This window comes from Singulisphaera rosea (genome assembly GCF_054877945.1).
In genome coordinates, this window is record NZ_JBTYIP020000006.1 from 39,610 (window position 1) to 64,710 (window position 25,101).

At 65.0% G+C, this 25,101-nt stretch carries 20 protein-coding genes; 11 read left to right on the forward strand and 9 right to left on the reverse strand.

The window, feature by feature from the left end; translation table 11 throughout:
* Positions 1-211 precede the first annotated feature (211 nt).
* Positions 212-1,438 (forward strand): TlpA family protein disulfide reductase, encoded by a 1,227-nt coding sequence (locus ACYOEI_RS13110; RefSeq protein WP_462849949.1) that lies wholly within the window; start codon positions 212-214, stop codon positions 1,436-1,438.
* 174 nt (positions 1,439-1,612) lie between these two features.
* Here the strand turns inward: ACYOEI_RS13110 and ACYOEI_RS13115 are convergent, their stop codons facing one another.
* Entirely contained in the window at positions 1,613-2,218 is a 606-nt protein-coding gene (locus tag ACYOEI_RS13115) for a YdeI/OmpD-associated family protein (protein ID WP_462849950.1), read from the reverse strand.
* A 254-nt stretch (positions 2,219-2,472) separates the two neighbouring features.
* Between ACYOEI_RS13115 and ACYOEI_RS13120 the strand changes: the two genes are divergently transcribed.
* On the forward strand, positions 2,473-2,637 hold the full coding sequence (locus tag ACYOEI_RS13120; protein ID WP_462849951.1) for a hypothetical protein: 165 nt from the start codon (positions 2,473-2,475) through the stop codon (positions 2,635-2,637).
* An 84-nt stretch (positions 2,638-2,721) separates the two neighbouring features.
* Positions 2,722-2,844: a hypothetical protein gene (locus ACYOEI_RS13125; RefSeq protein WP_462849952.1), complete on the forward strand. Its 123-nt coding sequence runs from the start codon at positions 2,722-2,724 to the stop codon at positions 2,842-2,844.
* Between the two features lie 253 nt (positions 2,845-3,097).
* Here ACYOEI_RS13125 and ACYOEI_RS13130 read toward each other — a convergent pair whose 3' ends face one another.
* Complete coding sequence (locus tag ACYOEI_RS13130; protein WP_462849953.1) at positions 3,098-5,059, reverse strand: hypothetical protein; 1,962 nt, start codon at positions 5,057-5,059, stop codon at positions 3,098-3,100.
* 466 nt (positions 5,060-5,525) lie between these two features.
* Here ACYOEI_RS13130 and pyk point away from each other — a divergent pair, with 466 nt between their 5' ends.
* Complete coding sequence (gene pyk / locus ACYOEI_RS13135; RefSeq protein WP_462849954.1) at positions 5,526-7,007, forward strand: pyruvate kinase; 1,482 nt, start codon at positions 5,526-5,528, stop codon at positions 7,005-7,007.
* Between the two features lie 282 nt (positions 7,008-7,289).
* Positions 7,290-7,853, forward strand: a complete 564-nt coding sequence (locus tag ACYOEI_RS13140) for a hypothetical protein (RefSeq protein WP_462849955.1) — start codon at positions 7,290-7,292, stop codon at positions 7,851-7,853.
* A 272-nt stretch (positions 7,854-8,125) separates the two neighbouring features.
* On the opposite strand, the gene ACYOEI_RS13145 is transcribed toward ACYOEI_RS13140, so the two are convergent.
* The 3 genes from ACYOEI_RS13145 to ACYOEI_RS13155 all read right to left on the reverse strand — a co-directional run bounded on the left by ACYOEI_RS13145 (position 8,126) and on the right by ACYOEI_RS13155 (position 12,886).
* Positions 8,126-10,492 (reverse strand): leucine-rich repeat domain-containing protein, encoded by a 2,367-nt coding sequence (locus tag ACYOEI_RS13145; protein ID WP_462849956.1) that lies wholly within the window; start codon positions 10,490-10,492, stop codon positions 8,126-8,128.
* Positions 10,493-11,167: 675 nt separating this feature from the next.
* Positions 11,168-11,857, reverse strand: coding sequence for a CAP domain-containing protein (locus ACYOEI_RS13150; RefSeq protein ID WP_462849957.1), 690 nt, complete (start codon positions 11,855-11,857; stop codon positions 11,168-11,170).
* A gap of 255 nt (positions 11,858-12,112) precedes the next feature.
* Complete coding sequence (locus tag ACYOEI_RS13155) at positions 12,113-12,886, reverse strand: YqjF family protein (protein WP_462849958.1); 774 nt, start codon at positions 12,884-12,886, stop codon at positions 12,113-12,115.
* Positions 12,887-13,235: 349 nt separating this feature from the next.
* On the opposite strand from ACYOEI_RS13155, the gene ACYOEI_RS13160 reads away from it, so the two are divergent.
* A complete protein-coding gene (locus ACYOEI_RS13160; protein WP_462849959.1) occupies positions 13,236-14,426 on the forward strand; it encodes a baeRF10 domain-containing protein in 1,191 nt (396 codons plus the stop codon).
* A gap of 198 nt (positions 14,427-14,624) precedes the next feature.
* Here ACYOEI_RS13160 and ACYOEI_RS13165 read toward each other — a convergent pair whose 3' ends face one another.
* From ACYOEI_RS13165 to ACYOEI_RS13175, 3 genes are all read right to left on the reverse strand, one after another.
* Entirely contained in the window at positions 14,625-17,186 is a 2,562-nt protein-coding gene (locus ACYOEI_RS13165) for an RNA polymerase sigma factor (RefSeq protein WP_462849960.1), read from the reverse strand.
* Between the two features lie 707 nt (positions 17,187-17,893).
* A complete protein-coding gene (locus tag ACYOEI_RS13170) occupies positions 17,894-18,535 on the reverse strand; it encodes a Uma2 family endonuclease (RefSeq protein WP_462849961.1) in 642 nt (213 codons plus the stop codon).
* 133 nt (positions 18,536-18,668) lie between these two features.
* Complete coding sequence (locus tag ACYOEI_RS13175; RefSeq protein ID WP_462849962.1) at positions 18,669-19,121, reverse strand: MaoC family dehydratase; 453 nt, start codon at positions 19,119-19,121, stop codon at positions 18,669-18,671.
* 264 nt (positions 19,122-19,385) lie between these two features.
* On the opposite strand from ACYOEI_RS13175, the gene ACYOEI_RS13180 reads away from it, so the two are divergent.
* Positions 19,386-20,381 carry a plasmid pRiA4b ORF-3 family protein gene (locus ACYOEI_RS13180; RefSeq protein ID WP_462849963.1) on the forward strand — a complete coding sequence of 332 codons (996 nt, stop codon included), beginning with the start codon at positions 19,386-19,388 and terminating at the stop codon, positions 20,379-20,381.
* A gap of 48 nt (positions 20,382-20,429) precedes the next feature.
* A complete protein-coding gene (locus ACYOEI_RS13185; RefSeq protein ID WP_462849964.1) occupies positions 20,430-21,587 on the forward strand; it encodes a DUF6398 domain-containing protein in 1,158 nt (385 codons plus the stop codon).
* 6 nt (positions 21,588-21,593) lie between these two features.
* On the opposite strand, the gene ACYOEI_RS13190 is transcribed toward ACYOEI_RS13185, so the two are convergent.
* The gene (locus tag ACYOEI_RS13190) at positions 21,594-22,415 is read right to left on the reverse strand and encodes a hypothetical protein (protein WP_462849965.1); all 822 of its coding nucleotides are present in this window, start codon (positions 22,413-22,415) and stop codon (positions 21,594-21,596) included.
* Between the two features lie 582 nt (positions 22,416-22,997).
* Here ACYOEI_RS13190 and ACYOEI_RS13195 point away from each other — a divergent pair.
* The 3 genes from ACYOEI_RS13195 to ACYOEI_RS13205 all read left to right on the forward strand — a co-directional run bounded on the left by ACYOEI_RS13195 (position 22,998) and on the right by ACYOEI_RS13205 (position 25,042).
* Complete coding sequence (locus ACYOEI_RS13195; RefSeq protein ID WP_462849966.1) at positions 22,998-23,804, forward strand: plasmid pRiA4b ORF-3 family protein; 807 nt, start codon at positions 22,998-23,000, stop codon at positions 23,802-23,804.
* Between the two features lie 179 nt (positions 23,805-23,983).
* Positions 23,984-24,523: a rhodanese-like domain-containing protein gene (locus tag ACYOEI_RS13200; protein ID WP_462850208.1), complete on the forward strand. Its 540-nt coding sequence runs from the start codon at positions 23,984-23,986 to the stop codon at positions 24,521-24,523.
* A 117-nt stretch (positions 24,524-24,640) separates the two neighbouring features.
* Positions 24,641-25,042, forward strand: a complete 402-nt coding sequence (locus tag ACYOEI_RS13205; RefSeq protein WP_462849967.1) for a rhodanese-like domain-containing protein — start codon at positions 24,641-24,643, stop codon at positions 25,040-25,042.
* Positions 25,043-25,101 lie beyond the last annotated feature (59 nt).

Consider the following 25,101-nt stretch of genomic DNA (forward strand, 5'->3'; position numbering starts at 1 on the left):
CCGACAATCGCCGGGATCCGGAACGATGGGCGTCGATCGAGGACTTGACGTCGATGCTCGTGCCCGCCCTCGCGTCCATCCCGAATCCGGACACTCGTCACCTGGATTTGCATTTCGCCGGGCGTTCTTGGCCGGCGCCGACTTGCCTTGTGTTTTACAGATGTGGTAGGTTGTCCTCGGCGCCCTGTCAAACACCGCCCGGAGTGGAATCATGAGAATGTTTGTGCTCGTCACACTCATCGCGTTACCGCTCTCTCCCGAGGACGCGCAATCGCCGACGCCCAAGGAACGATATGCGGCGCTCCTGGAGGAGTACGAGGCGGCGGGCGAGGCCTGGGGCAATCGGTTCGACGCCGCTCCTGGCGAGGAGTCGAAGGTGGACTGGGTGGCGAGGTCTCGGGAATGGCCCGGCTGGTCGTTCGCGCCGAGGTTCCTGGCGATCGCCGAGGAGAATCCCCAGGATCCGGTCGCGATCGACGCGCTGGTCTGGGTCACCGGCCTGGCGCAGAACGTTGGGGCCAATGACCGGAGATTCTACCCCCAGTACCGTCGCGCCTTGGAACTGCTCTCGCAGGGGGATCGCCTTGACCACGAGCTGGTCCGCAAGGCTTGCCAGGGGGGACTTCAATACGCGTCACCCGCCTCGGAGTCGTTCCTGCGGCTCATCCTGGAGCGAGCCCACAATCGGGCGAGCCGAGGCGCGGCGTGCTTCAGCCTGGCGCGGGTCTTGACGGCCAAGGGATTGATCGCCCGCTCGCCGTGGTTCGATCGGGTTGCGAAGACTCCATTCGATACCTATCAAAACCAGTCAATCGATCCCGACTTCGCCAAGTACATCCACGAGGCCGACCCCAAGGGCTCGGACGTTGAGGCCGAGGGGCTCTTCGAGCGGGCGATGACGGAGTTCGGTGATCTTGGCTGGCGACGAGCTCCCGGCAAGGACGGTCGCGAATTGACGATCGCCGATGTGGCCAAGTCGGAGTTGAACGAGCTCCGCAACCTGGCCGTCGGGAAGGTGGCCCCGGAGATCGAGGGCGAGGACCTCGACGGGAAGCCGATGCGCCTGAGCGACTATCGCGGCAAGGTGGTGGTTCTGACCTTCTGGGCTACGTGGTGCGGCCCTTGCATGAGCCTCGTCCCGCACGAGCGAGCCTTGGTGGAACGACTTGCGGGTCGTCGGTTCGTCCTGCTCGGCATCGACGGCGACGAGGATCGGGAGAAGGCCAAATCCGTCGTCACTCAGGAGCGAATCACCTGGCGTTCCTGGTGGAACGGCGGCCCCTCCGGCCCGATCACGGAGCGCTGGAACGTCGACGGTTGGCCCACCGTCTACGTCCTCGACGCCCGCGGCGTGATCCGCCACAAGCAGGCCATCAAAGAACGGCTCGATGACGCGGTCGACGGCCTCCTCAAAGAGCTCGAATCGGCGAAGTCCTGACTTGTCCGGGCCAGGAGCCGCCGAGGATGGAACACGGATAAGGGAAAGCAGGCTTTTCCACAGATGACGCAGATCGACACGGATTAAAATAGGGAATACTTGCGATTTTATCTGCGGCGATCGGTGTCATCTGTGGATCATCTACAGGCCCGTTTTTCCTCGTCCGTGATGGGGCTAGCACTTGCTGTATTTCCAGTTTCGTGACTTCCCCTCCGCGAGCCATTCCAGGGTCGTCTCGATCCGCCGCAAGCGAGTCGGCTCGGACTTGGCCTCGGTGATCCACTCGACGTACTCGCGCCGATGACTCGGGCTGAACGCCTCGAAGACCTGCCGGGCCCTCTCACGGCCACGCAATGCGTTCGCCAGGTCGTCGGGGACCACTAACTCCTTGGCGACGTTCGGCTTCGAGCGTGTCGGAGACTTAACCCCGGTCTCGTTGAGCTCGATCGCCTTCTTGATGTAACCGACGAGGACCTTCTTCGGCGGGAGGTCGGCGAGCTTCGTGATCCGGCCGAACTGTCCCATCGCCTTCTCGACCTCGTCTCCCCCCTTCTCGACGATGAGGGACCCTTTCCAGAAGCCGAAGGCGCAATGCTCCTTGAACGCGGCCATGTGGCACAACATCCCCTTGTACAGGAAATGCGGCGAGCTCCACTTCACCGCCTCCTCCACGTCGGGGCAGGCCCCATGCACGACCTCCCTGAGGTGGACCAGGATCGGCCTGGCGAAGTCCGGAGCCTTGGCAATGTATGCGTCGACGCGGTCGTCCTGCGTCCCCATGGCGGTTTCCCTGCGAGATCGACGGGCGCCTCGTCGAGAAGGCGGACGTCGTTACAATTATTGTCCCTACTTCCGATCAGCCACTGTGAGCCGCCGAACGAGGGGAACCCTCATCGTACTCCATCGTCCGAACACCTTTGCTTCTTACACTCCAAATGTCCGAGAACCGTCAAAGAACTCCCAGCAAACTGAGAAATGCTCGCCGGGCACTCGAAGATGAAGGCGCCCGCGTTCCCGCTCTGAGGCGTAATCCCATGGCCACGAATACGGTCCAGCAGCGATTCATCGAAGATCGGACCCGCGCCCTGGCCGCCGTCTATCTGACGCGGCGCGACGATCGGATCCTCACGGTCGGCCAACCTGAGATCGGCATCACATTGGGTGACGCGGAAAGGCGGACGGCCGGAGGGCGATCGTAAATTTGGGGTAGAATCGAGGGGGAACAAATCGCGGCCGTCACCGAGGATGCCGTCGATACGGTCCTCCGCACGAGCCTGCAGCAGATGCGGCGATTCGGCCCATTCCCTTCCCCCGTCGTGCTCTTCTACTTCACGATGGAGGACGAGGCGGCCTGGTACACCTGGGCATCGGAGCCGGTCGTGTTGTCGGAGGGGGCTTCGAACTGATACAGCATGGCGAGGCGTCTTGCCGGCCGCTCGACTCGGACGCGATCGATGAGGTCGTCGAGTCCATCGACCGCTGGTACGACGCCTTCTTCGCCAGGACGACCCGGGAGGCCGTCTCAAAGAAGAGTCCGGCTTAGCCGCAACCGAACCTGCCTCGGACCGGGTTTTCTATCAGTGGTTTGGCGTGTTAATGGCCGAGTGTGACGGCTAGATTGTTTTAACGACAATTGAAATCATGAAATGGTTTTAGAAGTTAGTGCGAGGCCTGGTTCTGCGGCCTCCTCGAAGACAGGTGTTCCTCCATCTTGCGGAACGCGACGACGCCGACGGTGGCCTGGGCGGCCTGGAGGCCGAGGTATTTGAGGCCGCGTTCGGGGGGGATGCGGAGGAGGAGCTCGTGGCCATCTTTGAGGAGGCGGACGGGGCTCCAGGTGCTGAGGCGGAGGCCGGCCTTGGCGCAGAGGGAGCGGCCGAGGTCGGCGATCTCGGGGACGCTCAGGCGGGGGAGGGCCTCGGGGAATCGGCGGAGGATCTGATAGGTGCCGCCGGCGAGTCGGACCATCCACCAGCGCGTCACGCGCTCGGCCGACTCCTTGGCCCCCTGGGCGGAAGTGCTCCGCGCGAGGGCCTTGCCGGCGGCCTCGGTGCCGGCGTCGACGACGTCTCGGCCGGCCCCCTTCACGGCGACGCGGGTCGCGGCCCGGAGCTCGGCCCGCGCGGCCTCGGCCGCGACGACGCCCTCGGGCTGGACGGCCAGGAGGCTCAGGGCGTCGGCGACCACGAAGCAGCCGTCGACGAGTGCCCAGGTCATCTCGCCCGACGTCGGCGCGTGGCCCCGGCCGACGACACTGCCCAGATGCAGGAGGTCGTAGAGGGGCAGGAACTGGTAGTACTGGAGCTCGCTCGAGGTGAGCTCGGCGACCCGGTCGAGGCCGTCTTTCTTGATCGTCCGGATCGTCGCCTGCCCATTGTCGCCCGAGAGCAACAAGACCGAGAGGGCCAGCGACTCGGCGAACGACCGCTTCGACTTGGAGCGGAGGAAGACCAGGGTCTCGGGCCCGGCGTCGGCCTGGGCGACCGGGGGGATCACCGCCGCGCCGTGCTCGCGGAGGATGTCGCGGAAGTCGGGGTCGGTCGCGTACTTGTCGAGCATCACCAGGGCCATCGCGCCTTGCTCGGCCAGGGCGGCGACCGCCTGGTTGCGGAGGGTCGTGTCGACGAAGTCGTTGTAGACGACGTCGGCCGCGTCGGGGCCCGCCTGGGCCAGCGCCCGCTCGCCCCGTTCGCCGAACTCGACGGCGAGCCGCAACGCATTCGGATTCCCGCCCACCGCGTCGACCAGGCCGGCGGCGGCCGCATGTCGCAGGTGGCCCGCGACGGTCTCTGCCTGGTGGCTCTGGAGCAGCTCATCCACATATTCCGCGTTGACTCGGAGCAAGATCAGGGATTGCTCGAGCGGCAGGGCCTCGCCCAGGGCGTCGAGCACCGCGCCGTAGAGCCCGACCGACGCGAACCCGTCGAGCCCCTGGAGTCGGAAGGCCCTCAAGGCGAGGGGGCCGCGGTCGTCGAGGATCCGCAAGGCCGTCCGGAGGTCGGCCGCCCCTCGGTCGAGGCTGACGAAGTCGAGGATGACCAACGCCTCTTGCAAATCCTTCGGGTCGCCCGAGAGTCGCTCGACCAGCTCGGTCACGCCGGAAGGGTCGGCCAGGAGGAGGGGGAGGGCGTTCGGATATTGGGCCGCGACCTTGCGCTGCCTCGGAGAAAGGCGTGAGACTTCGGAGATCAGGATCGCCCGATCGGTCTCGTCGGCCCGCTTCATCCCGAAGTATTCGCGCCAGTGCAGCAGCAGGTCGGCCGCGGCGTCGTCGGTCAGGCTCTCCGCGAGACGTCGGAACTCGTTCGGGTATTTCTCGTAGAGGAAGACAGCCTCGAGGTCGAGGCGATCCAGGAGCGTCAGTCCTCGCAGACCGTCGGTCTGCTCGATCGCCAGGGCGGTCTGGCGGTACCGCTTCAGGACCCTGTCGACCAAGTCGCGATCCTTCGAGCCGGGGTAGCGGGCCCGGAGTTCAGCCTCGGGGTCGACCTTGGTCTCCGGGACGATAATCGAGCCGGATTCCTGCCAGTCGCCAGGGCGCTTCGGGACCTCCTTCAAGGCGAGCTTCGAGAGCACGCCAAGCGAGGCCAGCAGGGCGACGACGGCAAAGGTTCGCTTCATCGATCAGGCGTCCACGCTCGAATCGACGGGTGGAGTTGTTCGGCCCGTCCATAACACCCGTTTTCGGGACATCCGGCAGTGCCTCGACACCTCCGGCGAGGCCCCACGCATCCGTCCCCACAAGATCATTGTCCGATACCAAAGCCCTTTCGTCAATTCGGTTTGCGAGAGTGCATGCAGCCCCAGCGATGGTTGAGCAGAACTTGAGGCCGGGTCTATCAGGGCTGTCTTTCTGTTAGATCGGCGATCTAGAAAATGAAAACCGGCCTTTCTGACTCTCGGGTTCGTCCTCTTTGTGTCTTTGTGCCTTTGTGGTGAAGAGCCCCCTCGGAGTGAGCTTGTCCGAGGCGTGGAATGTCGAGTTGTCCCGAGCGCCAGTCGGATCGGATAGACTGGCGGAGCACCCTCGGGGCCCGGGGCGGACGTCCTGCGTCGGGATCGCGATTCGACCGAAGTATGGAACGCCATGACGATCCAGCACCGCGAGGCCATCGGGAAAGTCCGGACCAAGATCGTGGCGACGGTGGGGCCCGGTTCGAGCGACCGGGCTGTGCTCGGGGCGATGATCGAGGCCGGGGTCGACGTCTTCCGGCTCAACTTCTCGCACGGGACGCAGGAAGAGCACTCGACACAGCTTCGGGACATCCGGGAGCTCGCCGAGGCCGCGGGCCGGTCGATCGCGGTCCTCCAGGATCTCGGCGGTCCCAAGATCCGGCTCGGGGCGATCCCCGGCGACGAGGTGGATTGCCGCCTGGGCGATGAGTTCCTCCTGGTCGCCGACGAGACCTCCGGCGACCCTCATCGGCTGACCTGTACCTATCGCGAGCTGGTGGGTGACCTGAAGGCCGGCGACGTCGTCCTCTTCGCCGACGGCAACGTGGCGATGATCGTCGACTCCGTCGACGCAAACGGCGCGAGGTTGAAGGTCACGCTCGAAGGGAAACTGCGGTCGCGACAGGGGATCAACGTCCCGGGGGTGGCGCTGGGGGTGAGCACCCTGACGGACAAGGATCGGGCCGACCTCGACTGGACCGCAAGCCACGCCGTCGAATACGTCGGGCTCTCGTTCGTCCGGAAGGCCGCCGACGTCGTGGAGCTCCGGCAGGAGCTCGAGCGTCGCGGGAGCCGGGCCCGGATCGTCGCCAAGATCGAGAAGCCGCAGGCGCTCGACGAGCTCGACGCGATCATCGCCGAGACCGACGCGGTGATGGTCGCCCGAGGCGACCTCGGGGTCGAGGTCGACGTCGCGCGAGTCCCTGCGATCCAGAAGCGGATCATCGCCGCCTGCCACCGCGCGGGGGTGCCGGTGATCACGGCGACGCAGATGCTCAACAGCATGGAGACCTCGAGCCGCCCAACTCGCGCCGAGGCCAGCGACGTTTTCAACGCCGTCCTCGACGGCACCGACGCCGTGATGCTCTCGGGCGAGACGGCGATCGGCCGCTACCCGGTCGAGGCGGTCGCGACGATGAGCCGGATCGTTGTCGAGGCCGAGTCGCTCCTCTTCAGTGCCGGGGGAGGCGCGTGGTCCGCGGTCGGGCCCGGGGCTGCGTCGAAGCCCGGTCGTTCGCGTGCCGGCGCGATCCAGGCGATCACCGAAGGGGTCATCGAGGCCGCCAGCCTCGCCTGCCGGCGTCTCAATGCCGCCTTGCTCGTCGTGGCGACCCAGTCGGGCAAGACCGCGCTGGCGATCTCCAAGCATCGCCACGCCACGCCGACCGTCGCCCTCGTCGCCGATCCCGAGGTCGCCCGCGCCCTCGCCCTCTACTGGGGGGTGACCCCTTTGAAAAGCCCCGAAGTCATCGACGCCGAGCACGCCCTGTCGACCGCCCTGGACTGGGCCCGTCCCCTCGGCCTCGTCTCTCCGGGCGACCGCGTCGTCCTCGTCTCCGGGACCTTGCCCCAAAGCCCGATCCATAACGCGATGCTCATCCGCGAGGTCGAGTAGGTCCCCGGGTGCAACACCCAGGACTATTCTTTCCAACCTTCCCCCCGGTAGGCGGGGCACTCCTGCCCCGTTCCCCCGGATCCTCGGCGAAAACGAGGGCAGGATTCCACCGCGATCGGCCTTGCCAGGGGCGTCGAAAAGGGGCAATATGCCGCCCCGACCGGCGATCCGAAAAGGGGGGCCCGCGCCCTCGCACGTCGCAAAGGATCGGTCGGCCCGGCCCGATGGTGACACCCGTCGTTCGGCCGGAAAGGGAACTTCTCAAGGACGAGGGGATCCTCAATGCGTGTCAGGCTGATCGCGGCCGGAATGATATTGGCGGCTGCATTCGGACAGGCTGGCTGCGCGATGTTCTCGACCCGCCAGGTGTCGGAGAACCCGCTCGTCGTCCCCTCGGCCGATTTCGAAAAGGTTTGGAACGCCACCGTGGCGGCGCTCGACGAATACTTCGACATCGCCTCGGAGAACCGGCTCTCTCGGACGATCGTGACCCAGCCCAGGATCGGGGCTACGGTCCTCGAGCCCTGGAGCGGCGACTCGGTCGACTTCAACGAACGGCTCGAGTCGACCCTCCAGACCATCCGTCGGTTCGCGCGGGCCACGGTCGTCCCCGCCCCTGGCGGAGGCTTCTCCGTCAAGGTCGAGGTCCACAAGGAACTCGAGGACCTCTCCAAGCCCGACCGTCAGGCGGCCGGCCGCGCCGTCTTTAACAATGACTTCCCGATCAACCGCAACCGCGAGATCGTCGGCCCCTTCCCCGTCCCCAACGGCTGGATCCGCCTGAATCGCGACAGCAAGCTCGAACAGGTCATCCTCCAGCGGATCCGAGACGCCATGTTCCTGTGATGGTGGATTCCGTAGCTGAGGATTGTTCTTCGCAGGGCTGCGATCGCAGCCCATTCAGACGCTCCCTTCACTCGGATCTCTAGGATTCGAGTGGAGGGATCTCGGTTCTAGATCGCCGCACAACCGAGCCACTCCGTTTTGATCCAAGCCCGAAGCGTCCGCGAGTGAATCCGATCCCAGGAAACCAAGGGAGATTCACTCGCGGACGCTTCGGGCTTGGATTCGGCCGCCCGGAAAGGTTGTTTGCTCGCGCAACCCAAGTGCCATCGGCTCTAGCCGCCTCTCGCGTTCCAGGGCGGCTTCAACCTGAGTTGCAGGAACGAGTTGTACGGCACCGTCTTCCCACGGCCGTTCTTGACGGACTGGTTCCAGTAATCTTTGGCGGCCCTCCTGAATGTCCCCTCGTCCTGGACATCGCCCCCCATCATGGTGAGGAGATTCTCCATCGCGTCCGCGATCGACACTGCATTCTCCCTGGCGACGTCGTTGTTGATGACCAGCTCATACTTGGGATAGTGGCCTGCGAGATAGGTGAAAAAGCCCTCAAGATTTCTGTGTTTCAGCAGGTCATCCATGAGCGCCTGTGCTCTACCCCCGGGCCGGCTGTCGCCGTGCATTGCGCGGTCCAGGACGCGGACGGAGAAACCTCCGTCTGCAACGAGGACCGAGACCGCGGGCGGCTCGAAGAACGAGTGATCACCCGTCATCGACCGACACTTTTTCTCGAGCGCCTCGATGATCTGGCGCGAGGTCATCGTGCGTTTGGTCCGGTCCATCAATCGGATGAGGCAAGTCCCGACGCCCAGGCCGTGGTCTTCCATCCGGATCTCGTAACCCGCCAGCGAGGTGACCGAGGAAACCCCGTCGATGCCCCTGGCGATCGCACCCAACTCTTGGCATTTGGCGCTCGTGTTTTCAAGCGTCGTTCCCAGCGGAAGCTCGATGACCGCATAGATCATGTCAGGGTTCTCGAGCGTCATGACCTCGAAGCTCATGCCCGGAGGGGCATTCGTCGCCTTCAACCCCTGGAGGTCCTTCTTGATTGCCTCGGTAGCTGTTGCCGCACTGTTGCCGGGGAATGCCTTCAGGGTGATCGCCGTCGCGAGGTGCCCGTCGATGTCCGAGGAAATATCGAAGAAGGGGGGGGCCAACTCCACCTGGCCGACATCTCTGAGGCGCAAAATCTCGCCTTCGGGGCTCGCCTTCAGAATGATTCCTTCATATTGCTTTGGATTGTCGTAGCGACGGCTGATGGTAATCAACTCATACTTTTTCGACGGCCACGTCTTCCCCGGGGCCTCGTCGAACCGCTCGCCCGCGCGAAAAAACCATGACTCTCCAAACGCACGTATCATGTCGCTGGAAGTCAGGCCGTGGATCCCCATCCGGTCGGGGTCCAGCCGGATCCGAAGGGCGGAATGGCGGTTGGCGAGGGGCCTGGGGGTATCAAAGCCCTTGATGCGCGCGAGGTGTGGCACGACGACGCCGTCTGCGAAGTCGACGAGTTCCTTCTGATTGGTGCCGGAGTCGGTCGCGTTGACGATCACATACCCCCGCGTGCCGTCCGGCGTGAGGATCCGATCCTTGCTTCCGACGCTGCCGCCGCCCCTGGCTACCGGTAGCTTCTCCGCCTTTGCCGAGGCGGTTTGTCCGTCGAAGAAGATATTGTGCCACGGTGACTTGTGAATCGGCGGCTCGCCCACGGCGGTGATTCGTGTATGGTCGGCCATCAGATCGCGGAGGTCCTTGAGCCCATCGAGGTGTTCCAATCCGGCATTGCCGACTGTGGTGTCCTCAATCCACAGGTGCCACAGATCCTTTAGACTCGCCAGATGAGACAGGCCCGCGTCGGTGATCCGGGTACCGCTGAGACGTAGCTCCCTCAGTCCGCTTAAACTCGACAGGTGCGCGACTCCGTCGTCGGTCACGGGCGTGTGAGCCAGAGACAGGTCGTTGAGGCTGGTCAGGGAATGCAGATGGGCGAGTCCTGGACCGGAAACTTGGGTGTCGGAGAGATCCAGCACTTCCAAGCTCGTTAGCTTTCCCAAGTGAACAAGTCCGGCATCGGTGATCCGCGTACCGCGGAGCGTCAGCTTCTGGAGTCGAGGTAAGCGACTCAGGTGCGGCAGGCCGGTGTCGCCGACCGCCGTAATCGCGAGTTGCAGGTTCCGGAGCTCGGCCAGACCCTTCAGATGAACCATCCCCGCATCGGTCAACGGCGTACGAGCCAGCGACAGGACCTTGAGGTCGGTCAGCGCTTCGAGTTGAACGAGGGAGGCATCCGTGATCGGGCAATCGTCAAGGCGCAGGGATTGGAGCCGGTTCAGCTCTCCCAGTGACGCCATGCCGGTTTCGGTCACCTTCGCGCCGTTGGCGGACAGAAACTCCAGACGCCGTAACCGTGCGACCTGGGATAACTCCGCCTCGCCGCAGCGTGGACTCAGCCACGCTTCAAGGACGTTGCTCGTGAGATCGACGTCGACATGCTCCGCCACCCATCGACGCCACCCGGGCGTTTTGGGATTGCCGGGGACATCCCACTCGTACGAAATCCTGCCCCCCGCCGCCCGAATGGCCGCCACCGCCTTCCGCTGCACGTGTGCCAGGTGCACCCACCGGCCCAGGCCGATCCCGACCACCAGGACCACGAGCATCAGGCTCGTGACGCTGAGACGCAGATAACTCCACCAGCGGCGCTTGCGAGGGCGAGTTGTTTCCATGCCACCAGCATCTTCAATGAGCGGGTTGAAATCGAGGGTATGACCAAACTATGAGGCTGCTCATGAAGTGAGACGAATCGCCCAGTACTATGGGGAAGCGACAAGTAGGGAGGGGCTTATACGAACGTTGATTCGTTCAGCGGACAATCCCCCGGTAGGCAGGGCGCTCCTGCCCCGCGGCCGTCGACCTGTCCTTCGCAGCAAGAGCGGAGCAAGAGTGGCCCGCCAACCGGAGGGAGTTGATATGTTGTGAAAGGACTTCTCAGTCGTTTCATCAGGGAGGAGCCGACTCAGGCACAAGTTGTGGGACGGCCGTGAGCCATGGCGAGGCCCCGCCCTTCCTTGGCCTCGAGTCCGTCCGAGGTGTGCGGCAGGGCGGGGCTGATTTTCAAGATGAGGCAAATGATCGAAAGGCGTACCGAGTCCGGGGAGCCGCGTGCTTCGGGCTCTTACCTATCGGGTCGGCGCTCGTTGCGGTGACCGTCCTGGAGACAAGGGGGGGGCCGGCTCCGCCAGCGTTCCGCGAGGTGGCCGTCGTCCGACGGTTGCAGGAATCCGCGATCCGGGCGGTGTCCTGCGGGGATGGGACGCCGATCAGTAGGCGTTGAAGGTCCAGTAGGCACCGAGCCCGGCGATCCCGATCCAGCGGATCGTGGGGTCGAGCAAGGCCGAGCGGTGGGCCGGGGAATTGAGCCACATCGAGCCGATGCTGCCGTACCCGCCCATGGCCGCGTTCTGGCGACGCGCCGGGCCCATCACGTGATGGCCCATGCCCGAGGCCTGCTGCTGGTTGTTGTTCGCCGCCGCCCAGTTCGTCAAATTCGGGTCGTAGCCGACCGCGGGCAGGCCGTAGCTGGCGCGGACCGAGTTCAGCCAGTTGGTGAAGCCGTAAGGATCACCCGCCGGGATTGTTGCGACCGTCGTCCTTGTGGCCGTGGCCGTGGCCGTGGCCATCTTCGGTGCGGCGGTCGCCGCCTTCGGGGCCGCGGCCGTGGCCTGCTGCTGGTAGGTGACCTGCTGGCGGGCCGGTTGCTGGGCGGGCTGCTGATAGTAGGAGTAGTAGGAGGTGGTGGGCTGCTGATAGTAGGTGGCGGGCTGCTGGTAGACGGGTTGCTGATAGTAGCCCGAGGTTTGCTGCGGCTGCTGGTAGTAGTAGGTCGCCGGGGCCGAGTAATTGACGACCCGCTGCTGGGCCTGGGCGGCAATCGGGGTCGTCACTGCGAGGAAAGCCAGGCTCGAGAGCAGGGCCGGGGTGTGCGTCCTGTTGAGGTTTCGGATCGGCAACGGACAAACTCCAAAAGAGCTCGTGGGCCGCGACCGTCCCGAGACGATCGCTGCACAGGTTGGGGAGAGACGCTGGTCGAATACACAAAGAATCTCCCGGAAGTGCCCACGTGGTGTTGCTAGAATGGGAATCTTGTATTGAGAATGCAAGTCGAATTTCCGAAAACGTCGGGATCCGACTCTGAAAATCTTAGTTGATTGCGTATGTGGAGACACCCTTGTGTTTCGATGGGATCTCCGCAAACTGCGGCCGGATCACGCACGTTCGAGGGGGAAGACTTCGACCTTGACGCCTCGGGAATAGTGGGCGAGGGGAGACGTGTCGGGATGCCGAATCCCCGATGCGTCGGTTAAGGAATCTTGCAGGCCCAGTACGTCGACTGCCTGGACGGCGTAGGGGGTGTGGTGGACCTGGCCGCGGTAGAGCCGGCCCCACCTGGAGGCGTAGAGAAAGTAGCGTTCGACGAGGAAGTGATCCAGGGTCCCGGGCTGCGTCGCCGAGGCCGGTCCCTTCGGGGTGCAACGCACCGACAGCGAGGCGGGGAGGGGGCCGGGGATGAGGCGGGTCGAGGCGTAAGAGATCGTCTCGGGCCCGCCCTCCGGGCCGGGCGGGGTGATCGTCAGACGCATCCTCGCGTAGTGGTAGGGGAGGAAGAACCAGGCCCGCGCCGCGGCCACGGCGATGGGGTTGGCGGCGTCGAGGCTGAAGAACCAGACCCCGGGGTCTCGCCCTCCGGCGTGGACATAAGCCCGTACGTTGGTCTCGTGGAATCGCGACAGGATCGGCAAGCCCGGTCCGCCCACCGGGCGGATCCCCCGCATTGTGAACGGGACCAGGCCGACGTACGCTTTTCCCCCATACAGGTCGAGCTCGAGGCTGGCCGGTACGAGGGGGCGGAGCATCTCGACGGGGACCTCCCAGTGCAGAAAGAGCAGGTGGTTCCACTCCTGCCGCATCACCGGGCGACGCGTCGGGCGGATCCCGGGGGAAAGTCGGTCGATCTCCGGGTCCAAAGGGCTCGTGGACATGTTTCTCTCCTACGCCTGTCACGGCATGGATCTTGCGAATGTAGAGACCTTAGGAACCTGGGGAGAGACCAACGCCTTCCGAGTCGGAGGGCACCTGGTCTGCCGGGGAGCGCCGGTCCGCGTGAGTCGGCCCAGAGCCGTATTCCCGGCGTCCGCGTGTTTCGTCGGAGCTCGCGTCGTTGCAAGGGGTTCGGAGTTTCGACTCCCACGCTCCGAAAAGACCTGAGGGACGGGTTCCCGCTCCCTCGAGTGCCTGAGGGCGGCACGGGCGCACGTGGCCCGTGGACCTCGCCCTCGCCGTCACCGCGCTGATCGTGACGGCCACCGCAAAAACAGGAGACCGCTACTCATGATGACGTTGACCCAAGAGGCGATCGAGATCCTGCTCGATGTCCCGGAGGCACGCCAGTATGTCGTGAGCGCCTATGCCGATATGACGGTCCAGGACGGCTTTTCCAGCCACGTCGAACGCCACCTGCGCAACCAGGCCAAGGCGGCCGGGCAGGCGCTTGCCGCGTCCGGGACGTGCAAGGACCTCGACGCCAACCTCGAGGTGATCCGGGCGGCCATCGCCGGCGCGCCCGCCGGCGCCAAAGGCCTCGCCGTCTTCTCGAGCGTCGCCAACGGGCTTCGCCACGTCGTCCCGCTCGGCTTCCCCGTGGCGAACCACCTGGTCATCGACGAGGAGGCGTACGTCCTCCCCCTTTTGGAGCACTGGTTCGGCGAGCCTTCGTACCTGATTGCGCTGGTCGATTCGGATGAGGCCCACCTGTTCGAAGTCCACCACGGGCACTCCCAGCCCTTGCTCGACCTCGAGCGCGAGGACGTTCACCAATCCATCCAGCGCGACAAGCCGAGGTTCACCTACAAGAAGAGGTTCGCCAAGACCGACCATGAGCGTCTCCACGGGGCCTTGGACGACAAGTTCCTCCACGAGGCGGCCGCCGCCGTCGGCGAGCACGCCAAGGGGGGGCCTTTCGCCGGCCTGATCCTCCTCGGCCAGCCTGCCACCATCCAGCCCCTCCGGCATCTCTTGCCCCGAGACCTGGATGGGCTGGTCATCGGCGAGGCTCCCCACGCGATGACCAACCGGCCCGAAGACCTCGTCGAGTGCGCCGGCCGGATCATCCAGAAGGACCGCGCCGGGCGCGACGAGCGGGTCCTCACCGAACTCCGGGAACGCCGCAAGCGGCATCACCTCGTGGCCGATGGCCCGACCGAGGTCCTCGACGCGCTCCAGCAAGGGCGGGCGACCCGGATCCTCCTGGGACGCCACCTTAACCTGGCCGGCGCGCGTTGCCGAGATTGCAACTACCGTCTCGGCGCCCCGGTCGGCGTCTGCCCCTACTGCCAGGGGCACTGTCGCGCGGTCAACTCCGCCCAGGAGATCATGCGGATGGCCTCGCGCCACCGGATCCCCGTCCACCTCCTCCGCCCCGACAATCCCAAGGACGATCCCCTCGCCTCCAGCGGCGGCGTCTCCGCCTTCGTCCGCGCCGAGGCCAACTGGGCCCCGAACGGCAACGGGGTTTCGTCGTAATCGAGGACGGGCCGCGCGGTGTTACGCTTACGGTGTGTTGTATTAAGCGTGATAGTCGCCTTCGTCCGTCATAATCCCCTGCGGAGAGGCGTCGGGGCCCTTCCCGATGCCTCTCCTAATTGTTGAAAACCGTACCGACCGTACCTCGAGGCTCTAGGCCTTCCCCTTCCTCCGGTCTCGCTCGCCAACTGGCAGGCACTAGTGATTTTGCCGGAGCGGGATGATTTTCAGGTCACCGAGGTCCTTGAACTCGCCGGGCGCGACGGTCACGTCGTGGAACAATTCGCCGCCGTCGTTGAACCCGGCCGAGGCGAACCCGCCGTACTTCAGTCCGGGGACGAGGCCTTCGACGCGGAAGCGGCCGTCGTGGCCGATCCGGAGGCCGCCGCCGGTGTCACCGTCGGGCAGGATACCCTGCTCGGCCGGCCGCTTCGGATACAAGCCATCGGTGCTCGAGAGCGCGAGTCCACCGCGCGGCCGACCTTCGTCGGTGACGATGCGGCCGACGATGGTGCCCCAGGGCTGGAGCCGGATCGTCAAGGGGCCGGACTCGTCTCCCGTGAGGTAGACCGAGCCGATGAGACTCCGTCCGCGGTGCGCGACGGTCACCCGCCGCGGCCTTGACGGGTCGAGCCCGATGATCTCGATGCTGGTCGAGTTCTGCGGATATGCGGTCCCGAAGATCTGATCATTGACGCCCGAGGCGACGGTACCGGCGATCGGTCGTCCTTCGGGATCGACCGGCGTCACCACGATCGTGTGCCCGGAGTCGACCTGGAGGTCCAGAGTCGCCGTCTCGGCCTTCGGGTCGAGGTCGATCTCGGCCAATGTGTTGTAGGTGTCGGCAGAGCAGAATTGGGGATAAGTCGAGTAGCCCATCATCTGGGGATCGTACCCCTTGATCGATCGGGCACCGGCGGATCGCCGATAGCGATTCATATGGCTACCGGTCAGCACGCCGATCAGCACGCGGCCGGGCAGGGCCACGGCCTCGTATCGGCCATCTCTTGTGCTGAAGTAGCGGGATAGCGGGCTCTCGCGGTAGCCCGGAAACTCGCGAACGTTTGGGTTGTCTATGAATGTGTAAGAGTCTACGGAAAACTGGACGGGGCGGCCGGTCGACTTGTCGGTCACCTTCCCCCGGATCAGGATGCCTCGCTTCAGCGCGAAGTCGAACGTCACGGGTTCGAACGCCGGGCCGTCGGCCGAGGCGAGGAAGGTCGCTTTGGGATAAGGCTGGCCCGGAGCCGGCTCGACGAAGATGCGATAGGCGGGCGACTGAGGCAACCCGGCGAGGCGATATTGACCCTGGCCATTGCTCGTGGCCACGATGCCTTGGAGCGGGATCAAGTCGTGCTCCTTGTAGACCGCGGCGCCGAGGGCGACCCCGGCGATGGGCCGTCCGCTGTCGAGGTCGCGGACGACCCCCTGGATCGGCCGGGTTGGCGCGACGGCGTGATCGAACCGCCGGGCGTGGAAGACGACCTGGCTTGGCTTCAGCCCTTGGTGGACCGTGGCGCGGACTTCGGCCCCGTCGCCACCCCTGGCGTAGAGGTCGGTCGTGGCGATCGTCGGCCCGCTGACTCGGATCATCGCGAGTTGATTCATGCCGACGCCTGCCAGGCGGAAGCGACCATCGACGTCGGTGGGGACGCCCGCGTCCGGCGTTATCCGGGCCTGGACGACGGGCAGGCCCCCCGCCGCGAGGCCCTCCGAGGGATATTGGATCCCGCGATCTCCGGCGCGATCCAGCCAGCGGCCGAGGTCGCCGTCCGGGGCCGAGTAGAGGCTTGCGATCTCGACTCGGGCGCCGGCGACGGGCCGGCCTTCGAGGTCGAGGATTCGGCCCTCGATCCCCGGGCCGGGCGGGCCGGCATTGCCCTGACTCGGCTGCACCCCGGGCTTGTCGGCTCCGGAGATGACCGCGACGGTGCAGGCCGTTGCCAGCACGATCGAAGCCAGGACGCCCGCCGAGACGAGCCTCAGCTTGCTCAGGAAGAGGCTACGAAGGATTGCGGCCGAGAGCGCGGCGACGGTGATCGAGGCCGTCTCGCCGGTCGCTGCGGCGATCGTCGCGCTCGCCAACGCCAGGGGGAGGGCCGCCTTGGCCTCGCTCGCTCGTTCGGCAAGGACCATCGCAAGACCGGTCGCCGTGATGCCTCGGCGTACCAGGCGGCCCTGCAACTGTCGCCGGGCCTTCGCCAGCCGGCATCGCAGGGTCGGCACCGTCCAGCGTAAATGCCCGGCGGCCTGCTCGTAGGTCAGGCCTTCCAGGTCACAGAGGACCACCGGCAACCGGTGCTTCTCGGGCAACCGGTCGACCTCCTGGTTGACGATCTCGGCGACGTCGGTCGCGACGGCGGTGGATACGGAATGGAGTGGAGTCATCGCGGCTGCCTCCGCCTCGATGTGACGCCGGCGACGTGCCGCGCCTCGGGCTCGGATCGACGCGCGATAGGCGACGCGGTGCAGCCAGCCGCCCAACGCATCACCGCCTCGCACCGACCGGGCCTTCCTCGCCAGGACGAGGAATGTCGCCTGAAAGGCATCCTCGACATCGTGTTCGTCGGTCAAGATGGCGCGGCAGGTGGCCAGGACCATCGGGCCGTGCCGGGCGACCAGGACCGCGAACGCCGACTCGTCGCGCGTGGCGGCGTAGCGGCTCAAGATCTGTGCGTCGCCGAGCCCGACGGCCGTGCCATCGCCGAAGAGATCACGGAGGAGCCTCAAGGTCTCGCCCATCGCTTGGCTGCTTGCCATCGCCGTCGATCTCCTCGAATCGGAACCGCACGACGGCGGTGATCGCCGTCTGCTCCAGGATAAGAGGCGACCCGGGGGCATCGCGTCTCAATTTTCTCTTCTCTCCAGGCGGTATGGCCCGGGTTCGTCGTCCTCTGGCGGCCGAGCCCCGCACGACGGGCATGTCACGGCCGGAGCGATGGGGCGGCTCCCATGACCATGGCTGGTTTGGCCGGACGGTTAACACCAGCGAGGAGGATTGGTCTGCAATTGCTCGCAAAGGGGAGATCGAAGGGAAAGACGAGGAAGGAGACTCCTCTCCGATCGCCGCCCGCAATGTCTCTCCCTCTCTGACGGTTCCCGTGGATATGTCGATCGAGTCGATGCCCGCCTTGTGGCCGAGGGGAAGCCATCCTCTATGGTGGTATTTCGGATCCAACTTCCGCCCTAACTCGAAACATGAGCGAAATTTGATCTTAATTCAGATCGGGAGAGGCGAGATATAGATCATCGCGATGGAAATGACTAAACTAAGAGGCTATTCGGTAAGCCGAAAAATTCGTAACCTACGCCTGTGGAAGGAGTCAAGCCGATCGACTTCTGTCCGAAGATTATTCCCATGCGTAAGTCCTATCACGCCGATAAAAGCCCGAAGCGCAAGCGACTGAATCTTCTTCGAGATTTTTCAGAAGAATTCACTCGCTTGCGCTTCGGGCTTGTAATCGTGTTCAGGGCGTCCGATGAAACAGTTCACTCAAGGGTAGGAGGAATCCTGGGAGCACCGTACCGCCCGTGAGGAGCTCACGCTCTTCGAGCACCGTCGCTTGGTCCGGGGCGGTGTAGACGTCCAAGGTGCGATGTTTGGGGTCGATGCACCAAACGAGCCGGACTCCCGCGGCGAAATAGTCGTCGAGCTTTCGGGTCATCTCCCGAGCCGTATTGCCCTTGCTGAGCACCTCGACGGCCAGGTCGGGGACGAGCGTCGGGATCGGCTCGGAGGGGATCCGGCGTCCGGGGAGGCGATCCCAGGAGACGAAGGAAACGTCCGGGATGCGCACCAGGCCGGGCGCGAGGCCGAGCATCCCGTCAGCACCGGCGACGATCCCCATGTCGTGTTCCCGGTTGAATCCGACCAGGAAGTAGGTCAGGAGGGCGGCAAGCGTGGATTCGGTGAATCTCATCGCTTTCTCCACGAGGACCCCGTCGATTAACTCGCAGAGACGTTTGTTTCGCACACTGATGTCAATCACGTCGTGTTCTGTGGCGGTCCCGGGGGCGGGGCGGAGCATCACCCGGCGAGGGGAGATGTCGCCGAGTTGCTCGAGCAGATCGGCCAGGGTCTGGGGCGCGGCGGTCGGAGACGTGGCCATGAGGAGATTCCCCCGGGTTTGTTGGGAGACTGCTCCTCTTATTGTCGTCCGGAGTGGATCGGAGGACAAGCCGAGGAATGTCGCCGACCCGGCGTGAGAGCTGGGAGAGTAGCCCGGAATTAGGATCTCGTCTTCAGGCCGGTCGACGTGGGGCGACTGCGCGGATCAAGGCCGACATGACGGGCTGATCGTCCTGGTTGAGGGTCGTGGTGCGGAGCATGATGATGCCGCGGTCGGGCCGAGACTGCGACGGGCGAACCTCCTCGACCGCGACATGGAGGTGGAGCGTATCCCCTGGGTGCACGGGGCGAGGCCACTTCAATTCCTCGACCCCGGCGCCGATGAGGCCGCCGACGACATTGAGCTCCGACCCGACAAGCAGCTTCATGGTGAGTGCGGCGGTGTGCCAGCCGCTCGCCACGAGCCCGCCGAAGAAGCTCGAGGCGGCAGCCTCCTCGTCGATGTGGAACGGCTGCGGGTCGAACTCGCCGGCGAAGTCCTTCATCCGCCCGGCCTCGACCTCGACCGTGGCCGACTCGAACGTCTGGCCGGGGGCGAAGTCTTCGAGATAGCGCCCGTTGGTCATCCTTCCTCGGCTCCACGATGATGTGGGGGATTCGCCGTCCCTCGCGGCTTTGCCTCTCCTGGTCTACCGCGAGCGGCGAACCAGGGATAGATTCTACGTAGATTACCATGTAACCCTCTGGGCATCCCCTGGCTCCTACCCGCACTCGTGTTCTTTCCCCTTCAGCCAAGCATCCAGCGGGTTGCTGCCCACGACCACGTATTCCTGGACCCTTGAGGTTCATGCGGATCTCGACGATTGGTAAGCCGAACCAGGAGAGACGCCATGGCCCGGAAGAAGTCAGGCCAACCCGAGGACGTGCCCCCTCCGGGCAAGTCCGATGCTGCCGGCATGCTGGCGACCTTCGCAAAGGGGGCCCTGAAGCACCCGGCAAGTCGAGCCCATGAGGTCTGTCTCGAGTTGAGCCGCTCCGAGCGTGCGATCCTGATCGACAGGCCTGGGTTGGACGGGGAATTGAAAGTTCGGCTCGACATTCCCTCGACCGGCGTCAAAACGTTCCCGTTCATGATGGACGAGCTGGCCCGCATCTGCCTGGCGTTGTCCGAGGCGCTGCTTGACGCCGAGGGCAGGCACGTCGTGACTCTGTTGAAGGTGACGGGCAAGGTCGCCGACCTGCTGGACCAGGCGATCGCCGAAGTAGAACGGGGCGATGAACCCAGGCGGCCCGCACCGAAGGGCGCGAGGAATACGGCAAGGACGGACGCGACGAAGTTGAAAGCGACGGGCACCGTCTACCAACTGAAGGTCAAGCTCAAGCACATCAGGCCGCCGATCTGGCGGCGGCTGCTGGTCCCCGACTGTTCGCTGGCGAAGCTGCACGAGATTATTCAGATAGCGATGGGTTGGGAAAGCCACCACCTGTACGACTTCGAGGTTGGCGGCTCGCATTACTCTGACTCCAGCGATATGTTCGACTCCGACAGGAAGGACGCCAGAAGGGCGAAGCTCGGACGGTTCGCCCCCGAGGGAAAGGTGAAGATCCACTACACCTACGACTTCGGCGACAACTGGCAGCACGATGTGCTCGTCGAGAAGGTCGTGCCGCCGGAGGAGGGGATGACCTACCCGGTGTGCATCGGCGGAAAGCGGGCCTGCCCTCCGGAGGACGTGGGCGGGCCGTGGGGCTACATGGAGTTCGCCGAGGCCATCCGAGACCCGGAGCACGAGCGGCACGAGGAGTATCTGGAGTGGGAGGACGAATTCGACCCGGAGGCGTTCTCCATCGAAGAGGTCAATGTGGAACTACGCCGGCACCAGTAACCGCATCGCCCGTGCCGGGGCGGTGAGCGGCCGGATGGGAGGCTCGGGATGCAGCTCCCGCTCGATGAAGTCAATCTCTTCTTTCGGCTCCACCGGTTGCTGATGTTCTTCGTGAACCGGCAACTTAAGTTGGTCCCCGAGGAGGTCGCCACGCCCGAAGCCTACGCGGGCCTCCCCCCGGAGGCCCGGCTCGAGGTCCACAAGGCACTCCTGGAGCACCTCGACCTGATCGACGCCTTCGTCGCCGAGAACCCGTTCGGCCTCGACGACGGCGACCTGGACGTCATCCGGTCGTGGAAGCACGCCGTCGCCGGAACCTTCTACGCCTTCCGCCCACTCCGGGACTACATGGTCTTCCTGACCTCGGCGGAACCGGTCGTGGCCTACGGAGTCGTCGCCCTTTTCGACCCGTTCGAGGTCGTGATCGGGCCGGACCTACCTCGGATGATCAAGACGACCCTCTTGCCGTTCAGAGGCCGGATCGTCTACGACGGGCTCGTCACGGCGTACAACGTCAGATTCGGCGGCGGGATCAAGCGGAGGCTCAACGAGAGCTACAAGGCGGCCAAGGAGCGGTCCGGGATCGTGACCCGGCTGCCGTTCGACGCCGGAAGCGCACGGGAGATCGAGGAGGAGTCGAAACCCAGGAAGCGGGCGACGACGGCCGGGAAATCCGGGGGCGAGTCCTCGACCAAGGAGAAGGCCCGACGGGCTCATGACGTGATCGTGGGGCTGACCGACGCCTTCTGCCGGGAGCACCTCGACGACGAGTACGGGGAATTGTGCCGAAGGCTGGCCGGGAAGCTGGCGCGCAAGCGTCCCTCGCCGCTGGCCGGCGGCAAGCCCGAGTCGTGGGCCAGCGGAATCGTGCGGGTCATCGGCTGGGTGAACTTCCTGGGCGACCCAAGCCAGCCGCACCACTTGAAGATGACCGACGTCGACGAGGGGTTCGGGGTCTCGGAGGCGACCGGATCGGCCAAGTCCAAAGCGATCCGGGATCACCTGAAAGTCCATCGCCTCGACCCCGATTGGACGCTGCCCGGCCGCATGGACGACAACCCGATGGCCTGGATGTTGGAAGTCAACGGGCTGATCGTCGATGTCCGGCAGATGCCCAGGGAGTTCCAGGAGGCGGCGTACCGGGAGGGCCTGATCCCTTACGTCCCCGGCGGACGGGAGGCGAGACAGACCCGACCTCGGGCATGAGCGCCGTCACTTGTGGAAGTAGGCCGGTCGGCTCCAGAGGCGCAGCTCCGTCGGCGACAGGATCGATCCGGCGAACTCGATGCTGATGCTCCCCATATCGAACAACGGATACTGGACCAGGGCGAACGCCGGGTGGGCCAGTTGCTCCTCCGGTACGGCCGTGTAGCAATTGCGGATGTAATTCTCGCAGTCGCTCGAATCGCCACCGATACGCTCCAACTCGCCCCGCATGAATCGGGCCAGCCGGGTCGTCAGCCCCCCCGGGGCAGAGTCGGATGGGATCCATCCCAGTCGCCCATCGTCGGTCGCCTGCGGCTCCGATCCGGTCACTACGGCCCTGATGCCGCGGAAGTAGCCGTCCTCGATCGGCCGGTCGGTCGATGCCTCCCAGAGCGAGAACGCCCGGTCGGCCGACCAGCCGAACCGTCCCAGCCACTCGCACAGGGCCGCCTCGCCCCCGTCCGGGACGAGCAGGGGCAGCGCCCGGCCTAGCAGCACCACGTTGTCCCCGTGCAGCCGGACCGGCGGGGAGGGAGGCGCATCGAGGTGGTGATACTTCCTCGCCCATCCGAGGCAACGGCTGGACCAGGCGATGTTGGCCGGCGAATCCCCGAGCCTCGTCTGATCGATCGTCAGGGGCACGTCATATCCGGTCAACAGGAGAGCATCCCTGTCAGCGAATCTCTCGACCTTGAGGTTCTGCAAGCCGGCAGGGGCAGTCGGCATCTGGTCGAACCGGAAATCGTAGTCCTGCTCCGGTGGCCGCTCGGGCGGCCCTCCGACGGGACGGGAGAGCAGGGAGCGGAGCTTCGAGAGGATGTACTGCACGTGAACACTCTCTCCGGGGCACATCCGGAGGCCCTTGCGTGACGACCTGGGAGACACCGCCGCCCCGTCCGGGACGGCGGTGCATCTGGCTCCGTTTCGGCCAGAAAATGGAGAGGCAAATCATCCGCAAGTGTACCACCTCGTCAATCGTTGCAGGGCTGGCCCGACAGTTCCTCGAACCCGCCATTGGTGAGCGACCTGGCATGCCTGGCTGCCTCGCCCATCGTGGGGAACTCGGCTACCCTCTTGCCATCCACGAAGACGTAGGCGAGCCGCCCGGCGTGGCGGACTCGCAATGGCGAGGACGGCGATCAGGTCAGGTTTCGCAGTGACACGTGTCATGCCGAGTACGACTTCTTTGGCACTTGCGGTCCATGCGGACCTCGTCGATCGCGAAAAGGTGACGGGCAAGGTCGCCGACCTGCTGAACCAGGTGGTCGCCGAAGCGGACAATCGATGCGATGACGGCGAAAGCAGCCGGGGCGTGGAGCCTGGCACGCCGAGGCATGGCTTGTGCCGCGGAAGTGGCGACAATGGGGACGTTAACGACCTCGTGGGACTGAATTGAATCGGGAGGGACTTGTGGCGAAGAAGAAAGGTGAGAAGAAGGAAACCAAATCGGAGTTCCTCCGCAGAGTCCTGGGCAGAAACCCGAACCTCGACTATTCGCAGGTCAATCGGCGATGGGCGAAGGCGGGGCATCCGGGAGAGATCAGCAACCCGCTGTACTACAAGGTCAGGGCCGAGTTGGGGATCAAGACGGAGTGGGTCTGGGTCAGGATGCCGGAGCCGGCATCCGCCTCTGTTCACGCCGAAGTCTACCAATTCAAGATCACGCTGCTGGACACCGACCCACCGATCTGGCGACGTATCCAGGTGGCTGACTGTACGCTGGACAAGCTCCACGAGCACATCCAGACGGCGATGGGCTGGACCAACTCGCACTTGCACCACTTCCGGATCGCCGAATCGCACTATGGCGACCCGATGCTGATGCAGGAAAATTTTGGGGAATTCCAGTACAAGGATTCTACTCGGACGCGGCTGAGCGACATCTTACCCAAAAGCGACCAGCCGTTTCGGTTCGAGTACGAGTACGACTTCGGGGACGGCTGGATGCACGAGATCCTCTTCGAGGGCCGCCCGGGGACCGAGTCGGGAAAGCGGTATCCGATCTGTCTGGAGGGAGCCCGGGCCTGCCCGCCGGAGGACGTGGGCGGCGTCTGGGGGTACGTGGACTTCCTCGAAGCTATCCTCGACCCCAAACACGAGCAGCACCGAGAGATGCGGTCGTGGATCGGCCGGAAGTTCGACCCAGAGGCGTTCAACCCGGCGGCTGCGACGAGGAGGATGAAGGGCGGCCTACCGGACTGGAGGGATTTGCGGTGAAGTTCGCCGAGATTCGATCGCGATCCCCCATCTCTGGAGACGGCCCCAGGCAGGGACCGGAAAACCGCATCGGATGGACGAGTTAGCTTATGAAGCCAATCCCCGGTGATCATCGCTATAAGGCAATGATCACCGACGAGGAGTTGCAGGGGCTTCCGGGGGACCTGGAGGACGGAGAGATGAGCGTCCGGACGATCACGCCGCAGGAGCTTGAGGACTTGCGGCGGCAAGGGCGAGGCGTCGATCTGATCGACGTGCGGACCCCCGTGGAGTATAGAGAAGTCCACGCCGAGGCCGCACGGTCGGTGCCGCTGGATCGGCTCGACCCCGGGGAGGTGATGGAAGCCCGCAACGGCTCGAGGGACGAACCTCTCTACACGATCTGTCGATCGGGGAGTCGGGGGCGGCAGGCGTGCGAGGCGTTCCACGCCGCCGGGTACACCAATGTGATCAACGTCGAGGGGGGCACGCTCGCCTGGGAACAGGCTGGGCTTTCCGTGGTGCGGGGCAAGAAAGTGGTGTCCCTGGAACGGCAGGTGCGGATCGCCGCCGGCTCGCTGGTGGCGCTCGGCACGATGCTGGGGGCGTTCGTCCACCCGGCCTTCCTCGGCCTGTCGGCGTTCGTCGGGGTGGGCTTGGTCTTCGCCGGGGTCACGGACACGTGCGGGATGGGGATGCTCCTGGCCCGCATGCCCTGGAATCGGACCGCTGCCGGCTAACCGAGCGGCCACGAACCTGGCGCATCGGCCGCTCCAGTCTGGCCAGGCATGGTTGGCACGACGTCTCGCGCGGCTCTTGGGCCGTGGAACACTCTCTTGAATACGGAGGATGAATTTATGAAGAAGGCATTTCCAATTATGGTGGCAATCTTCGGGCTGACGGCCGCCCCGTCTTTTGCTCGGGCGGCCGAGCACACCAAGGATACGCCGCAAGACGTCAAGACGGCGGTCGCAGACGACAAGGCCGTTCTTCTCGACGTGCGGGAGCAGGAGGAGTGGGACGCCGGCCACCTCAAGGATGCCCGCCTGCTCCCCCTGAGCGAGTTGGAAGCCGGCATCAAGCCCGACGACCTGGCCAAGAAGGTACCGAAGGACAAGGTCGTTTATTGTCACTGTGCGGCAGGCGTGCGGTCCCTCGATGCCGCCGAGCTCCTCAAGAAACTCGGCTACGACGCCAGGCCCCTGAAGCCCGGCTATAAGGCCCTGCTCAAGGCCGGGTTCAAAGCCGCTCCCAGCTGACGGCACGCGAGGCCGTGCGTGACCGACCGCTCGCCGGTTTCGCGTCGAGCTGCCTTCTT

Coding starts and splice junctions, on each gene's coding strand:
- ACYOEI_RS13120 (WP_462849951.1), top strand. CDS start 2,473: ATGGCCACGAATACGGTCCAGCAGCGATTCATCGAAGATCGGACCCGC.
- ACYOEI_RS13110 (WP_462849949.1), top strand. CDS start 212: ATGAGAATGTTTGTGCTCGTCACACTCATCGCGTTACCGCTCTCTCCC.
- ACYOEI_RS13165 (WP_462849960.1), bottom strand. CDS start 17,186: ATGGCAAGCAGCCAAGCGATGGGCGAGACCTTGAGGCTCCTCCGTGAT.
- ACYOEI_RS13205 (WP_462849967.1), top strand. CDS start 24,641: ATGAAGAAGGCATTTCCAATTATGGTGGCAATCTTCGGGCTGACGGCC.
- ACYOEI_RS13175 (WP_462849962.1), bottom strand. CDS start 19,121: ATGACCAACGGGCGCTATCTCGAAGACTTCGCCCCCGGCCAGACGTTC.
- ACYOEI_RS13155 (WP_462849958.1), bottom strand. CDS start 12,886: ATGTCCACGAGCCCTTTGGACCCGGAGATCGACCGACTTTCCCCCGGG.
- pyk (WP_462849954.1), top strand. CDS start 5,526: ATGACGATCCAGCACCGCGAGGCCATCGGGAAAGTCCGGACCAAGATC.
- ACYOEI_RS13115 (WP_462849950.1), bottom strand. CDS start 2,218: ATGGGGACGCAGGACGACCGCGTCGACGCATACATTGCCAAGGCTCCG.
- ACYOEI_RS13180 (WP_462849963.1), top strand. CDS start 19,386: ATGGCCCGGAAGAAGTCAGGCCAACCCGAGGACGTGCCCCCTCCGGGC.
- ACYOEI_RS13140 (WP_462849955.1), top strand. CDS start 7,290: ATGCGTGTCAGGCTGATCGCGGCCGGAATGATATTGGCGGCTGCATTC.
- ACYOEI_RS13125 (WP_462849952.1), top strand. CDS start 2,722: ATGCGGCGATTCGGCCCATTCCCTTCCCCCGTCGTGCTCTTCTACTTC.
- ACYOEI_RS13185 (WP_462849964.1), top strand. CDS start 20,430: ATGCAGCTCCCGCTCGATGAAGTCAATCTCTTCTTTCGGCTCCACCGG.
- ACYOEI_RS13130 (WP_462849953.1), bottom strand. CDS start 5,059: ATGAAGCGAACCTTTGCCGTCGTCGCCCTGCTGGCCTCGCTTGGCGTG.
- ACYOEI_RS13200 (WP_462850208.1), top strand. CDS start 23,984: ATGAGCGTCCGGACGATCACGCCGCAGGAGCTTGAGGACTTGCGGCGG.
- ACYOEI_RS13170 (WP_462849961.1), bottom strand. CDS start 18,535: ATGGCCACGTCTCCGACCGCCGCGCCCCAGACCCTGGCCGATCTGCTC.
- ACYOEI_RS13160 (WP_462849959.1), top strand. CDS start 13,236: ATGATGACGTTGACCCAAGAGGCGATCGAGATCCTGCTCGATGTCCCG.